Annotated in this window: 10 protein-coding genes; all 10 read left to right on the top strand. The window is 52.0% G+C overall.

Annotation, left to right across the window (positions count from 1 at the left end; genetic code table 11):
* The first annotated feature begins 8 nt into the window (after positions 1-8).
* A complete protein-coding gene (locus CPH65_RS18900) occupies positions 9-2,681 on the top strand; it encodes a hypothetical protein (protein WP_157747806.1) in 2,673 nt (890 codons plus the stop codon).
* Between the two features lie 2 nt (positions 2,682-2,683).
* Positions 2,684-7,993: an LPD38 domain-containing protein gene (locus tag CPH65_RS18895; RefSeq protein WP_096175293.1), complete on the top strand. Its 5,310-nt coding sequence runs from the start codon at positions 2,684-2,686 to the stop codon at positions 7,991-7,993.
* Positions 7,994-8,046: 53 nt separating this feature from the next.
* Positions 8,047-9,483, top strand: a complete 1,437-nt coding sequence (locus CPH65_RS18890; RefSeq protein WP_157747805.1) for a pyocin knob domain-containing protein — start codon at positions 8,047-8,049, stop codon at positions 9,481-9,483.
* A gap of 83 nt (positions 9,484-9,566) precedes the next feature.
* A complete protein-coding gene (locus CPH65_RS18885) occupies positions 9,567-10,025 on the top strand; it encodes a hypothetical protein (protein ID WP_157747804.1) in 459 nt (152 codons plus the stop codon).
* A 97-nt stretch (positions 10,026-10,122) separates the two neighbouring features.
* Positions 10,123-10,797: an N-acetylmuramoyl-L-alanine amidase gene (locus CPH65_RS18880; RefSeq protein WP_096175290.1), complete on the top strand. Its 675-nt coding sequence runs from the start codon at positions 10,123-10,125 to the stop codon at positions 10,795-10,797.
* A complete protein-coding gene (locus CPH65_RS18875) occupies positions 10,794-11,036 on the top strand; it encodes a hypothetical protein (protein ID WP_096175289.1) in 243 nt (80 codons plus the stop codon). The genes CPH65_RS18880 and CPH65_RS18875 overlap by 4 nt, the downstream gene beginning before the upstream one ends.
* Positions 11,037-11,161: 125 nt before the next feature.
* Positions 11,162-11,443 (top strand): hypothetical protein, encoded by a 282-nt coding sequence (locus tag CPH65_RS18870; RefSeq protein WP_096175288.1) that lies wholly within the window; start codon positions 11,162-11,164, stop codon positions 11,441-11,443.
* Positions 11,444-12,093: 650 nt separating this feature from the next.
* Positions 12,094-12,975: a hypothetical protein gene (locus CPH65_RS18865; protein ID WP_197703889.1), complete on the top strand. Its 882-nt coding sequence runs from the start codon at positions 12,094-12,096 to the stop codon at positions 12,973-12,975.
* 13 nt (positions 12,976-12,988) lie between these two features.
* Positions 12,989-13,165 (top strand): hypothetical protein, encoded by a 177-nt coding sequence (locus CPH65_RS24015; RefSeq protein WP_157747803.1) that lies wholly within the window; start codon positions 12,989-12,991, stop codon positions 13,163-13,165.
* A gap of 311 nt (positions 13,166-13,476) precedes the next feature.
* Entirely contained in the window at positions 13,477-15,492 is a 2,016-nt protein-coding gene (locus tag CPH65_RS18860) for a protein rep (RefSeq protein WP_157747802.1), read from the top strand.
* Position 15,493 lies beyond the last annotated feature (1 nt).

Here is a 15,493-nt window from a genome sequence, read left to right as displayed (position 1 = left end):
AGTGAGATATGCCCAATCGCAATTCACGATCACCGGGAAAGCTGTCTCGTTTGGACACAGCCGGGCAGGTGAGCACGAAACCGGGCTTTGCCGTCGATGCCAATGCTGGTGTGTGGCGATCGCTCGCCTCTGATTTGCGCCAAACGGGCAGGTCATTGGGACGCCTTGCTGACAATGCCTTGAAGCGGCGCGAGCAGGCAAGCATCGAGGCCGGAAAGACGCAAGGCTTCTATGACGGCTACAACGCGGATCTTGGTACCAACAGTGAGGCAGACGGGGACACCTCAACAGCCGCACCCATGCCCGAAGGTCTGAAGGTTGTTGACGCTGGAAAGGGATTTACCACGATCCGTCACAAGGATGGATCAGTCGTTCGATATTCCGGGGCAAGGAATTGGCGCAACAACAATCCGGGCAATCTGGAATTTGGCGACTTCGCCAAGTCGCACGGAGCCATTGGCACAGACGGGCGGTTTGCTGTTTTTCCGGACTATGAGACTGGAAGGAAGGCAAAAGCCTCCTTGTTGTTCGAGTCGGGCTCCTACAAGAGCAAGTCCATCGCGTCCGCCATTTCTCGCTATGCACCTGCTTCGGAAAACAACACCAAGGCCTACTATTCAGCGATAGCCGAAGCGGTCGGCGTGCCAGCTTCAACCCCTCTTGGCAGCCTGTCCAAACAGCAGCGCACTGTCATGCTCGATGCCATGGAGCGGATGGAGGGATTTCGCGTTGGCAAGACGGAAACCCTTGGGACAGAGCAGAGACAACCCACCACAGCCGGAACCGGCCGCCCCGGTCCGTCTGGTCCCGCCCTTGCCTTGCGCAAGGACAAGTCCCTTCAGGGCGAAGCCTACCAGCACGCGCAAAACAGGGCGATCAGTCGCCGGCTGCCTTTGGAGGTCAGCCAGCAGCTTGAGGCGCTTTATGATGAGCACAAAGAGGATCCGGCCGCGCTTTCAAAGGCATTTGATGAGGCTGAAAGCGGCGTGCTCGAACGGCTCAACACACTGTCCGGAGACCCTGAGCTCTTGCTTCTGGGGCGAGAAACCTTTGCCCGTAAAAGGCGTGTTTATGAGAAATCGGCGCGGGCAGAAGAAGACAAACGGGTGCGCGATGGCGAGCGGGCCGACTATGACGAAGTTCTGAAATCCTCTCGCACCAGTTTGCAAAGACAGGCTTATCTCGTTGGCGATGATGAGGAAGCAGGGGCTGATCTCGATGTGGCTATGAATGAAAACCTGGCCAACATCGAAGACGCGCTCGAAGCCGGGCTGATTTCGCCGCAACTGGCCAGCAAACAGCAAAAAGTGATTTTCGACACGGTCACCCTTGCCCGGATCGACGGGGTGTTCGACAGCCTGCCGGGGCCTGATGAAAAGCAAGCCTTTGTCGAAGGCCTGAAAGACGAATGGAAAGAGGGCGAAGGCTTCCTGAAGGATCTGAGCCTTGAACAGGTCGACGGGCTGGATCGCAAATACTCAGGGGCAATCAGGGCAGAGCGCCAGCAGGCGACCGCCGATGTGAAACTGCAAACGAAGAAAATGCAGCGATTGCTCGTAGATGATCTCGCATCGATCGGAGAGACCGGCGTCGGCCTGTCCATCGATGGCGAAGAACTGAACTTTGATCAGGTCAAGGCAACGCTGGGTGAAGAAGCGGCAACGGACTGGCAGCGAAAGCGGCAAGTCCAGACTGCCACATTTGATGCAACGGCCGGACTGGACCTTCTTCCAACTGACGAGATCCTGATGAAGTTGGATGGCCTTGAACCCGAGCCGGGCAGTCTTGGCTATGTGGATCAGGTGGCGGTTCTGAACGCGACGAAGGCCGAAGCCAAACGCATTACAAAATTACGCAAGGAAGATCCCGCCGAAGCGGTTGATCAGGCGTTTGAAGATCTGAAAGGCCTAAAACAGCAGGCCTATGACGGCGATCCGGTTGCTCTGGAAGAGCTGATCAAGGGACGGCTGGATGCACAAGCCTCGCTTGATATTCCAGAAGCGGCACAGGCTGTTCTGACCAATGGTGAGTTGGGAAGAATTTTGGAAGGGCTTCCGGATGAAGCCGATAAGGCTGAATGGATGAAGCTTGCCAAAAGCTTCGATCAAACGTTTGGCCCATACTCGGGCGATGTGATGACCCAAGTATTCCAGTCCAAGGGACTGCATCGTGATTTGGTCAATGCGGCAAAGGCCTACTTGAAAGATTGGGAAGGAGAGGGGCCAAGCCTAAGTGAGCAGAAAGCGATCGGAGAAAAGGCCGAAGCGGCGACAGCTGATCAGGCGATGAATGGATGGGCTGCTATGAAGATGCAGCAACAGTCCCAGTATGATGACGTAATCGAAGCGAACTCGAAAGCCCGTGATCAACGTGGGCGCAAAGTCGAGCGGCCGGCACCGCCTGAAGTTCTTTGGCCCAACATAGACGCCATCACGGCTCTCGTTTCCAACCCAGAAAAAGCAAGCGATTTTGATGCGGCATTTGGCGCTGGTGCTGCCGACTATTTTCTGCAACGGCACGAAGCCTCAAAACAAGATCTTAAGGCCTATCTGGAAGCGGCCAGACATGATGAAGCCCTTTCATATGAAGATTGGCTGAAAGACCAAGAACCCCGAAAACCCAAGGCAGCAACAAAGCCGCCAAAACAAAAGCGTGACCACAGAGGACGTGTGAGGAACTAGATATGGCAGATAAACAGGAAAGTTCTTCACCAATTCCAAAAGACAATTTTTTTGCTCAATATTATCAAGATGACGAGCAAACGCTGAAGGAAGCCCCGCGTCCGGGTCTTGCCGAACGGTTCTATATCAACATGGAAGCAGCGACCCGGCAGGGAACTGCTGTTGGCGCATTGCGCGATGTTTCAAGGCCGGACAATCGTCATCGGTTTGATAGCCGTTATGAGAGCTTCCCTGACTACGATGGCGCGTTGGAGGGTACGGCGGCCTTGGCCGGACAGTTGGCCGGTACCATTTTTGATGCCGAGCGTGGTGCAACTCATCTTGAAAACCTGCTTCCGATCGGATTGGGAGAGAAGGCTGTTGCCCTGACTGGACGTGGCCTCGCAACCGTGCGCGCCAGAGTGTTTGCCGGTGCGATCGATGCGGCGGCAGTCAATGCGGCGACAGACACAGCTATTCAAGGCATCGAACTGGGGGCTGGGTTTCGAGAGGAATTCGATCCGATCCAACTGGGAGCCTCAGTCGGATTGGGGGCCGTTGCTGGTGGTGTCATGGGGCCTGTCACGCACCGGGCAAGCCGTGAAAGTCAAGCGGCTGGTGAGATTTCAGAATGGGCGAAAGATCAGAACCTCGCTGAAGCGCCCCGGCAATTAGATCTGATTGACAGTGCGGTGCGCTCCGAGCCCATCAATGCGCCCGAAATGGACGTTGCTGCACCCGAAGGCAAAACTCTGGACTTTGGTAAAGCTGCGCCGCTCACTGAGGCAAAACGCGCTCTGAGGGCATCTGAGGCCGATTTGGAGCCTGTTGCCCTTGGAGACCGATTGCAGCCAAAGCCTGAGCGTCCGGACGTCCAGAAGATGGCGGTCGATGACAGTGCAACGCCCACCAATGGGAAATGGTCGCTCGATGACCCCGATATCATCGGGGAAGGGGTGTTTGGCCCGGTGCTGGATATCGAGGCCCATGGCAAAGACTGGGGCAAGGTTGCTGCCCGTCTCAAAGACATGGAAACAGGAGAAGCACCAAGGGCGCTCGATCATCCGGAGATTGGCGACATCGATGTGATTTGGGGCAGCTATGATCCTAAAACCCGAAAAGGATCGGGTTTGAAAAAGGTTTTCGAAAAGCATCCTGAAGTCGTAGACAACCTGCCAGCGATCATTCGCCAAGCGGAAGTTTACACGCAAAGCCAAAACCGGATCCGATTGACTGACGGTGATCACAACATTGTTGTGCGTCTGGACTATGACGGTCAGGCCAAGACCTGGCTAATGACTGCATTTGAAAAAAGGAAAGACCGGCATACCAAGGGTACTACGGAGCGCCTTGATAGTCTCCAGGTGGACGCACACAGCTCCTCCACCTTGCCGGCAAAGGAAAAGATACAGCCAAACAGCAGCAAAGGCAAGGAAAGCCAGCGTGTAGAGGGTAGCTCTGAGCGCTCCGACAACCACCATTCAGACACACACAGCTCCTCTGCCCCCTCAGCCGATAAAACGCTGCGCCCATCCGGAACCGATGGCAAGACAGATCCAGATCTTCAAGCGATGATTGCCCAAATCGATGCAGAAGTGGATCCGACCCTTGAAGCGCGTCAGGTCAAAATCACGGGTGAACTCCGTCGCAGTGAAGACGGTGTGGCGCGCGGGACAGCGATAACGAACCACAAGGCAACCGGATTGCGTTTGGTTGATATTACAAACCGGTTGATTGACCAGACAGGTGTCGCGGCGGTTCGTCAGGGCATCAAGATGCCTCTGGGCAAGCGCAAGACAGGCGTGCTGGGCACCCATCACACAAAGACCGGTGTGATCCGTCTCGCCGATATGGAAGATTTCGAGGTCTTTTCGCATGAAGTGGGACACCACATCGACAAGCGACTGGGGCAGGACTTCTCCGATTTGATGGTTCTTTATCGCGGAGAATTGGAAGCAATGGCTCCGAGGGGCTATCATCCGTCCTTGTGGTTGTCTGAAGGATTTGCCGAATTTTTCCGGTCTTTCATGACCAATCCGAACTATGCTTCAAAGCATGCTCCGCGCTTCAATAAGGCCTTCACCGACTATCTGGCAAAAAACAATCCGGACTGGCTGAAGGGGCTTGTCGACATACAGGACACCTATCACGCCTGGCGCACCATGCCATCCGGTGAAGCCGTCTCGAACTCCATCATCACGACCAAGCGCAAAGGGCTGATCGGGCAGGTGCTTGAGGAAGCGAAAAGAACCGGCATCGGCCAGACAATCGGGGATCGTTTTCATGATGCCTATACAAACTTCAGCGACGGCAAGCATCCGATCCAGCAGGCCGTTACCGAACTGGCCAAAGTGTTTCATGAAAACACGGGCAAAAAGCTGGATCTCAAGGTCAAGGATGATCCTTATAAACTTGCTCGCATGATGGAAGGCGCACAAAGCGCCGGGCATATGGACCTGATGCATGGAGTGCACGGTTATCAAAGTCTCAACGCGGAAGGCCCTGCCTTGCGGGATGCGATCATATTTTCCCAAGGTGGTGGCAACGTATTGTCGAAATTCGATGACGCCGTGGTGAAAGATTTCGACTCCTATCTCTGGTCCCGTCGCTCCTTGGGGGAACATGATAGATTAGAAGCTGGCGACATTCCGAATATGCCGGACAAATTCACCAAGGGTGATCACCAACTGGTTGTCCAAGAGATGGAAGCGGTGCACCCGCATTTCGTGCGGGCTGCTGAAATGGTCTATGAATGGAACCGCAACCTTTGGAAAAAGAAGTACGATGCCGGTCTGATCAGTCAGGAACAGTTTCTTGATGGCTTGGCAATCAAGGACTATGTGCCGGGCCTCCGAAAGCAGGACTATCCGGGCAACACCAAGACCGAAGGCAAAGGCGTGCGAACAGGTAAGCAGGCGCAAGTCAATCGCTTCAAGGGATCCAATCTGGACGTGATCAGTCCGGTTGAAAGCCTGATGATGGATGCCTACGAAACCTCCGCCGCCATCGCCCACAATGACATGATCAAGAGCCTCAAGCGTTTGGGTGATATGGCCGGCCATGGATCGGGCCGCATCGTCGAAGAGATCCCGGCGCGGGAAATGCGCGCCATGATCATTGACCCGATCGAGGCGGTGGAAGCGGCGGCGAAACAGAAGGGCTATTCCAAACAGGATTTCGCCATTGTCCGCGATGCACTGGAAGCCTCCCTTGGGGACGAGAAGGCAAGACTGTTCCGGCCAGAAGTCATTTCAGAGAACGGACAACCGATCGTGTTCTATCGCGAGGGTGGCCAACTCCGTGCCTTCCGCCTGGCCGATGGCGAGCTTGGGCAACATCTGTTCCGAACATTCACGATGATGAACAAGATAGAGCAAAGCATGCTGACAAACATTCTGGCGGCATCTGCCAGCATGTTGCGCACCGGTGTAACGGCGGCACCAGAATTCATTGCCGCCAATATTATTCGCGATCAGGTCATGGCCGCCATCTTCTATGGCAAACCGTTCCAACGTTTGAAGGCGACAGCGCAAGGGGCAATAGACGAATTGTATGGCCGAGATGCTGCCCGCAAATACAATGTCATGGGTGGCATCATGGGTGGTGAGAACGTCGCATCCCTTCGCAACGGTGCTTTAAAACGTGACCTCAAAGCATTGGAAAAGAAAGGGTTTGTCACATCGAAACTGGCCAATCCCGTAACCAGTCCTTATCAGTTTGCCAAAGGGCTGGCATCCATCACGGAAATCTCGGAAATCTCGGAAACCTCTACCCGGCTCGGGCTTAACAAGACATTCTTCGAAGAAGCGAAATTGCGTGGGCTGGATGATTTTGAAGCGGCGGCCGAGGCAGCTTATCTCGCACGAGATCACATCGACTTTGATCGTCGCGGCCTGCAAATGGTGGCTCTTTCACGCCTTGTGCCGTTCCTAAACGCCAGCCTGCAGGGCATCGATAAAAGTTCGCGCTTGATGCTGATGCCTTTGGCCAAAAAGGCGATGGGCAAGGTTTTGACCGCAGAAGACGAAAAAGCCCTGCCGCTGGCGATCAAGGCATGGGCCCGGCTTGGTGTTTTGACTGTTGTGGGAATGGGCCTACACGCCCTGATGAGCCGCCATGATGAATACCACGAGATTTCGGAAACCACTCGTGCAACGCACTGGATGGTCAAGACTGGGAACAAATGGACCGCCATCCCGAAACCGTTCGAAATGGCCATGGTTCTCAACATCGGGGAAGCGGTGTTCGATGCGGTGATTGCCTCAGACCCGACCGCCTATGAGCGCTATATGGATGGTCTGTTCCAAGTGTTGCTTCCTCCCAATGTCATGGAAAGCAACCCGATTGTAAAAAGCTATTTTGAAAGCAAGAGCAATACGGACTTCTTCACTGGTGCACCGATCATTCCGGATCATATGCAGGGGCTGGAACCCCACTTGCAATACACGGCTCGCACCTCGGAATTAACCAAACAGATCGGGGACGTGATGGGCTGGTCGCCGGCGCTGACCGAAAAGATGATGATCAATTTCACCGGTGGTCTCGGACGATCCGCCCTTTCGCTTTATGATGCCTTTGGCAGCGACAAGCCGGGACAGTCGATTGATGACATGGCGATCCTGCGCCGCTTCATCAAATCAGCCTCCAAAGGCTCTCGCTCGATGCGCAAATTCTGGGCGCTGGTTGCCCCCAGTACCGGTGAATTCGAGGGGGCTGTCAAAAGCTATGACGCCATGTTGGACGCTGGTGACGAGGCGGGGGCGGCTGAGTATCTTTCCGGGCTTGGTGAGGAACAGCGAGTGTATTTGGTCTCCCGCAACCTTGACCGCAAAGAGGCCAAGATCAAGAAACTGCATCCTCTTGATCGTGCGCGACGTGCTGTGCGGGCCATCTCGAAATTGCGCAAGGATCTGGCAGACGATACCGTGACCGGAGCGGGTGGAGATGTGACAGGGATTTCGCAGAATGATCGCGGGGCTGTGGTGGACATTCTCGAAAATCTCGCAGTCAAAGAAGCGCGCAATGCCCTCGTGATGCTCAATCAACCCGGCTGGGTGCATCGCGGGCTCATGGATATCGAGGGGCATTATCGGGAACTCAAGGCAATCGATCCGGCTATTCTTCAGGTGCTGGCGGATCGCTACGCGACCGGGGGTGTCGTTCCGTTCGAGACTGTGAAAGAGGTTTGGCCGGACTATCGCAAGAGACTGCTCGAGGATGGCACAAACGCACCACTGGGCGATCTGGTTGCACGGACAAAGCAGGGCTATGAATTGAATGGCAATAGGATCAAACGGACAGCCAAGGCTGTTGTGCCGGGATTGATCAATTAGGCGACGGTTGACGCCTTGGCGAAAAGGACATGATAGGCACAAAGGAGCCTTTCATGTCCGAAAACGCCATCACTCAAGATAATCGCGAAAAATTCTATACGTCGGTTGCGGGCCAGACAGAATTTCCTGTGACCTTCAAATTCCAGCAGGACGATGATCTTGAATTCGGCATCATCGCGGAAGATGGCCTGTTTGGCGCACTTGTCCTGGGAGCTGACTTCTCGGTTAGTGGTGCCGAGAATGATGCCGGGGGCACAGTCACACTATTGGCTCCTGCTATTGCAGGCACTCAATATCGGCTTCGCGGGAAAGCCACACTAGAACTCAACAAGAAACTGACGGGTGCTCGCTATAGTCCAGAGACAACAAACAGTCTCTTCGAGCGTTCACTGATTTGGATCGTTGAGCAGGTGCGAGATGTAAACGCGATTAATCTTGCTTTTGACCACTTCACCGGCGTTACTCTTCCTGTTTTTTATAGCATTCGCGACCAAATTTCAGAACAATTACAGACCATTATCGGTCTTGAGGCGTCGACTCTAGCCGCAAAAAACGATGCTGTTTCAGCCAAAGACTCCGCCGTGTCGGCTAAAACAAATGCTGAAACAGCGAACAGTCAAGCTCAGGTTGCCAAATTCGGATCTGAGACTGCTCGCGACATTGCGCAATCCAGTGCCTCTTCGGCCACCTCAAAGGCCGCTGAGAGCGCTTATAGTGCGATTGCCGCCGAAGCCTCACGTCAGGTGTCTGAAGCCGCTCAGGATGCCTCCGAGGGTGCACGGGATCGGGCTGAGATCGCTGCCACCAATGCCGAAGCAGATGCTATTCTGACTGCTGCTGACCGTATACAGACCGGCCTTGATCGTCAGGCTGCTGCTGAAAGTGCTGCAGTAGCCGAACTGCACCAGCCCATTGAAGCTACGGCGTCTGGTCGGACGCTGATCAATCAGCCAAACTACACGACCATGCGTGACTTGCTGGAGCTCCCTTCCATCTTTGCACGTATAAGCCCCGCCACTCAAGACACTGGCCGTGAGGTTGACGATTGGGACAATGCCAACTCGAATGGCATTTGGATGGGTGATGATGCAGCTAATGCCCCTAAGGCTGGCTGGTTTATTGGGGAGGTTCAAAGCCATAATAAGCTTTGGCTAACCCAGCGCGTTTGGGGTTTCAGCTCCGATCATAAAGAGTATTTGCGCTTTAGCGCAAATGGCACATGGAGTGGATGGATGGTGGTCACTGGGGACTATCACAAAGTCTGGCATCCAGACAATGACGGCCACGGGTCAGGTTTGGATGCAGACACGCTGGATGGCTTTCACGCCAGCCAGTTTGCGAGAGATATCAGGCTCGGCTCCCAATGGACCCTTCCGAAATCGTCTGATCAGCCCGGCTATGTTGTTGTAGGATTCGCGGGCACACAGATGCAGGTTCGGCCTCTTCAGCGCTGGATTGATGGTGGTTGGTATACAGTAGGAGTGGCATAAATGAACAAGCTAGGTACTTTTCACACCTACACCCCAGTGAACCCCACAGAAGCCCAACAGGGGCTCATCGATAATGGGGGGTCTTGCTCTTCAAAAACGAGAAGGGGGAGGACTTCTACGGAATGATGCCTCTTGAGGGCGTCTTCGTGGGAATGATCGACGGGGCTGTTTGCTGTACAACGACTGATATCTCAGCCATCGCTCCACATGATTTGACGCTCTATCAATTGGTAGAGGGAGAGGAAGTGCCCCACATAGGCTGGGTTTTGGAGAATGATGCGTTTGTAAAACCGGAGCCGCCACTCACACCTCTCTCGTCCCGACAGATCAGACTTATTCTCAACCGGCACAACTATCTGTCGCAGGTGGAGCCAGCAATTAAAGCAATCCCTGATGAGATAACCCGCAACGAGGCCCACATTGAATGGACCTATGCGTCCTCTTTCGACTCCTCACATCCGCTCATTGAAACCATGCGTGTTGCCCTCGGTATCTCCGAAGCCGACATGGAGACGATGTGGCGTGAGGGTATGGTGCTCTGAAGGCGTCTTCAATGTTCCAATAATTCTCAAGGGAGGTTGACGAGCAATAGGACCGGGTATCCTACGTGCAGGACAACAGTAGTTTTGGAAAAACGTCATGCGCGAAATCAATGAACTCATCTGGCATTGCACAGATACCCCCGAAGGGCGGGAAGTCTCTGTTGCAGAAATCGATCAATGGCACAAACAAAGGGGATGGTGGGGCATTGGCTACCATAAGGTCGTGCATCTGGATGGCTCAGTGTCCGATGGCCGGCCAATCTGGAAGATGGGCGCGCATGTAAGTGGCCACAATCGCGGGACTATCGGTTATGTTTATGTGGGCGGTGTTGATAAGCACATGAGCCCGAAAGACACTCGGACCACGGCCCAGAAAGAAACCATGCGTCGGCTGACTCGTGAGGCCATTTCAGAGTACGGCATCAAGAAAGTCTCCGGTCACCGCGACTATGCGGCCAGGGCCTGTCCGTGCTTTGATGCTCCGGGCGAATATGGGTGGATGGTGAACAGCATGGCCTTCAATGATCCCGCCAGTTTGAAAACGTCCCGGACTGCGAAAGGTGCCACGATGGCCACCCTTGCAGGCACAGGTCTGACAGTTGACGCGGCGGCCAACACTGTCAATGAGGTGCAGGACGGTTTGGATCAGATCTCCGTGGGCAACGTGGTCTCTGTGGTTGTTGGCCTTGTCGTGATCACAGGGGCTTTGCTGGCGCTCTATGCCCGTTGGGATGATGCTGGCCGGCCAACGCTGAAAGAGATCATCACATGATGAACCTGCTTGCTTGGCTGGCAGGATCCCGATTGGGGCGATGGCTTGCGTCCTCCCTCATTGCCCTGATCGGGTATGTCGCCACTTCCTTCTATCGAAGGGGACTGAAAGCTGATCAGGCCAGACAGACCACCGAGGCCCTGAAGCGCCTGAAAGAGAGGATCCGGACAAATGAGGATATTCGCCGCATGTCTACTGATGAGCGTCGTAAGCGCCTGTCAGACGACTGGGTCAGTTGATTGCGGGGGATTGTCCCCGATCATTCCGAACAAGCAGGATGTTGAAACAATGCCCGCCTACCTGGTTGAGCAGATCCTTATCAACAATGAAACCGGACGAAAGAACTGTGGCTGGAAGCGGAACAATGAGCGATAGCAATTCTCAAGGATGGGTTCTGGACAAGCGGGTTCCTGTTGCCATCATCTTCGGCCTTGTCCTTCAGGCCATGGGTGCGATCTGGTGGGCAGCCACAATGGAGGGGCGTGTGGTTGCGCTGGAAGCCCGTTGGGCACAACAGGCAATGCAGTCTGAGACCATCATGTCTCAAGACAGGCGAGTGACGATTTTGGAGATAAAAATCGATGGTCTTACACAAGGGATCAAAGAGCTGAAAAATCTCATTGAAAAGCGCTACAGAGACCCTTAAAAGGAGCACTCAAATCGGTAAAGTCTCATATGAGACATGAGACATTGTTTTAGGTGTCTCACAGACCATCTCAAGAAACGAAATAAGTTATTTATTTCAAATAGATGGCCCCTTAGCTCAGTTGGATAGAGCAGCTGACTTCTAATCATTAATTATATCAATAATGACAACAACTTATATGTAAACCGTGTTGAAAATCGGCTATTACAAATCAATGCCTTACCAAAACGACTGTAAACCAAAACAAGGGCATTTTTCCTTATGTGAAATCATTCATTGATTGATCATTCTTTCGTTAAGGTTATCAATTATCGTATGTAATAGCAGGGATGCGTCGTCGCATGTTGTGATGCAATATGTTGACATATATCGTTTGATATAAGTGTGAGTTGTATTAAGGTTATTCATGCTTCGGGAGGACTCCCGACACATCGAGTCGGAAGAGGAGCAACACAAATGCCTGTAGGACCGAGAGGCCCCGAATATCCAGCTGACGTGATATGCAATGCATATACGGTAGCTCAGACTGAAACTGGCGAAATCGAAGAGAAAACTATTTGCGCTCGCTCAGTAACAGCTGAGGCAAGGGTCAGCTCATTCAATCTAACCGCAGATGAATGCCACGAAATAGCAAAACTTTCAGTGGAGGCTTGCTGAAGAAAATGAGCTTGGATCTATTTGACCGTTCCATTTTTGACCTCGTCAATGAACGAGCCAAGACACTTGAGGATCATTTAAAGGCAGATATCATCTTCTATAGCGGGGGCATAAATCCAAACTATTTTCGGAATTTTCGAGATTACGTTGAGGAGATGAAATCACGGAGCGACAGGCAAGACAATGCGGTGGCAGTTTTCTTAAGAACCGGTGGCGGATCGGCAGAAACCGCCGAGAGAATGGTTGCCGCACTACGAAAGCACTACGGCCTTGTCTATTTTGTAGTTCCTGATTTAGCGATGTCCGCAGGCACCATTCTTTGCATGGCTGGCGATAAGATATACATGGACTATTCATCAAGTCTCGGCCCTATCGACCCTCAAGTTCCCGCGCCGGATACGGGTGATTACGTTCCGGCGATGGGATATTTAGATAAGGTCAAGGAAATCACGGAGAAGGGTGAACTCGCTCCGGCAGATGTTGTTCTTCTGCGTAGTATGGATTTAGGAAAGCTTGCACTTTTCGAGCAAGCCCGAGATCTTTCAAAAGATCTGCTGAAACACTGGCTTGTAGAATACAAATTTAAGGATTGGACCCATCACCGAACCAACAATCCGGGATCGCCGGTAACAATTGACGAAAAGCGGGTACGCGCTGAGGAAATAGCAACTGCTCTGGGTGACCACACCCTGTGGCGCTCACACGGACGTAGCATCGATTTGCCAAAGCTGGCCGCGATGAGAATCGAAATTGACGATTACTCAGACGATGTTCCACTCCGCAATCTAATTCGAGAGTATAACGACCCACTGACTGGTTTTATCGATCGTATGGGGTTGGGATACTTTATACACAATCACAGAGTCGGACTATAAATGGAGAAGGCAAATGACTTTGGTCGAAGAGGTCAAGAAACGATTGGCTGGTTTGGAAGTTAATGAAGTTAGCAAGTCTAAGGCGATGCGTCGAGCCGAAGAACTTGCTGAAGAATTTTCTTATATTCAACCGAAGACCGACGTTCCCACTCCAGAAAGGTATTTCGGGCTACCATCGTTTTCAAAATGAGCTTTTGCCTGATTTTTGAATTTGTCGCTTCACGTCAAGAGCATGAGTAAACTGCCTTGATAACTGGATCGATGCTGGTCGAAGGACCCTCGATGCGATCTGTCAGGATCGCTTGAAAAAATAATCTCTTCGTATAAGGAGCGCTTTTTTTTAAAAAGCGCTCTTTTTTTGTCTTTTGGTTTCCGAGTCCTAAATTTCGAACCTATTTCCCAATCACCAAAAAACAAAGGCCGTCGACAAAATCGAACAGCCTTAAAAAATGATGCTGATCACCGGATTGCCGTCCGCATCAGCACTGCAAGGTGATTGAGATGAATAAACCCTACAGCAACCGTTACACTCTATCTGCGCCTGATCAACAAAGCAATATCCATCATCTGCGACCTGCCGATCCCAATATCCCTCTTTCTCAACAACTCGACAAACTATTTGCCGGAAAAAAGCAGGCCAGCCCGAAGGGCGGGGCGGCTCTTGGTACTATAATGGGTTTTGCTGATAGTGAAAATCGTTGTGGCACCATCCAACCAACTGAAAGAACGAATGAAAATCAGAAATCAAACAACGAAAAAGCAACGTTTGAAAATGAATACAGATTTTTCAGCAGTCTTTGCGGTGAAAATTTTTCAGACTATGAGAATAATCTTTCTGCAGCTCAGTTGTCTAGGCGCGAGAACTATCGACAAATGCACGTATCGGCCAAATATCTTCGCGGTATGAATACCAAAATCCTGAAAGACACAGCTGAGCGCATTGACTACGAAACCGGTGAAATAGTCGAGGAGCGAAAAGTTAGATATACAGGGGTGTGTTCTTGCCGAAAGTATCTGTCATATGGTCATTCTGGCGTGGATATCGAACTTTACAATGACCGGGCACGTTATGGGCACCTCGCTTCTTGCGGTAGGATTTGGCAATGCCCCGTCTGTTCCAGAAATATTTGCATGCAAAGAGAGCGCGAAATTCGCCATGCATGGAACTATATCGTCAATCTGACCGGCAAAAACGAAAAACCTACGTACACGGCAGTGATGATGACGCTCACATTTCAGCATAATCGCAGTGATGATTTACAGGATTTGGTCAAAAGAGCCCGCGATGCCTTACGTGGTTTTACTGCCTCCGCCAAAATGAAAAAGCTTCGTAAAAATGGCGATTTGTTGGGTAGCATTTGGGCGCTTGAAGTAACCTGGAGTTACAAGAACGGCTGGCACCCACATTTCCACGTGCTGCTTTTTTACCGTTCCGGTACCTTAAAACAGTCAATTCGGGAACTTTCGTGCCTGAGAAAAGAGTGGTCAAAGTGTCTCACGAAGCAAGAGCTTAAAGGCGGCAATCACGCATTCAACCTGACCGGCAGGGACATTTCAGCAGACAATAAGAATTCTCGCATTGAAGAATACATTGCAAAATTTTCTGAGAAGGCAGGGGTCAGTCTTGACGAAATTGAGGATAAGCGCAAATGGGCAACAAAGAATGCGGAAGAGATTCTTGCAAAGGGAGAAAGATGGGGAGTTGCTAACGAACTTGTAGGTGCATCGGGCAAAACAGGATCGAGCATCACCCTGACAGAGAAGATTTCCTACACACCATGGGAAATTCTCGCAATCCTTACCGCATATGAGAAAGGCAAAACAGTCAACCTTAAAGGCGCACCATCACATAAACAGGCAATTCGCTTGTGGCAGACCTTTAATAAGGCAATGTATCAACGACAGCAGATAAACTGGTCACGTGGTCTGAAAGACTTTGTTGGTCTCAATGACCTTACAGATGAACAACTGGCCGAACGAGATGAAGAATTTGAGCATGGCTATGCGCCAGAAATCCTTGCAACAATTGTCTGGCGGGACTGGTCTGATTTCTGCCATGCGGTTGGATCAAAGGCTTATCTATTGGAAATCGCCGAAAAGCAAGGAATGGACGGAATTTGGCACGAACTGGAACGCGTTCTTGGGCGGCGCGTCTGTCGATCTGCAGATGCCGAAAGGCGTCAGGTTGCCAACTCCCAACAGGCTTCGGCCAAAGAGTTGGCCGAACGGCGAAAGAACCATCATCTACACCGTGCCAAGCTTTGTGAAAAAATCGACCAAAACTCCGAAAAAGGTGAAAGTGACATTCAAGAAAACAGTCGCCCGAACAAATTGCTTTTTACGAAGAACGGCGCTTTATATCGTATCAAGGCACCAGAAACGAGGAGACAACGCAGAGAGCGTGTTCGAAGAAACAATCTTGAAGACCTGTTGATACCACCAAAGTCATCGGATGAATTGATTAGCCGTGTTTTTGCACGACTCGATGCTAAATATCGAATCATCCGTGTAGCGTAAA

It is taken from the genome of Cohaesibacter sp. ES.047 (assembly GCF_900215505.1).
GTDB lineage: Bacteria > Pseudomonadota > Alphaproteobacteria > Rhizobiales > Cohaesibacteraceae > Cohaesibacter.
The sequence above is the reverse complement of the archived record's forward strand: the minus strand, read 5'-3'. Positions and strand labels throughout refer to the sequence as shown.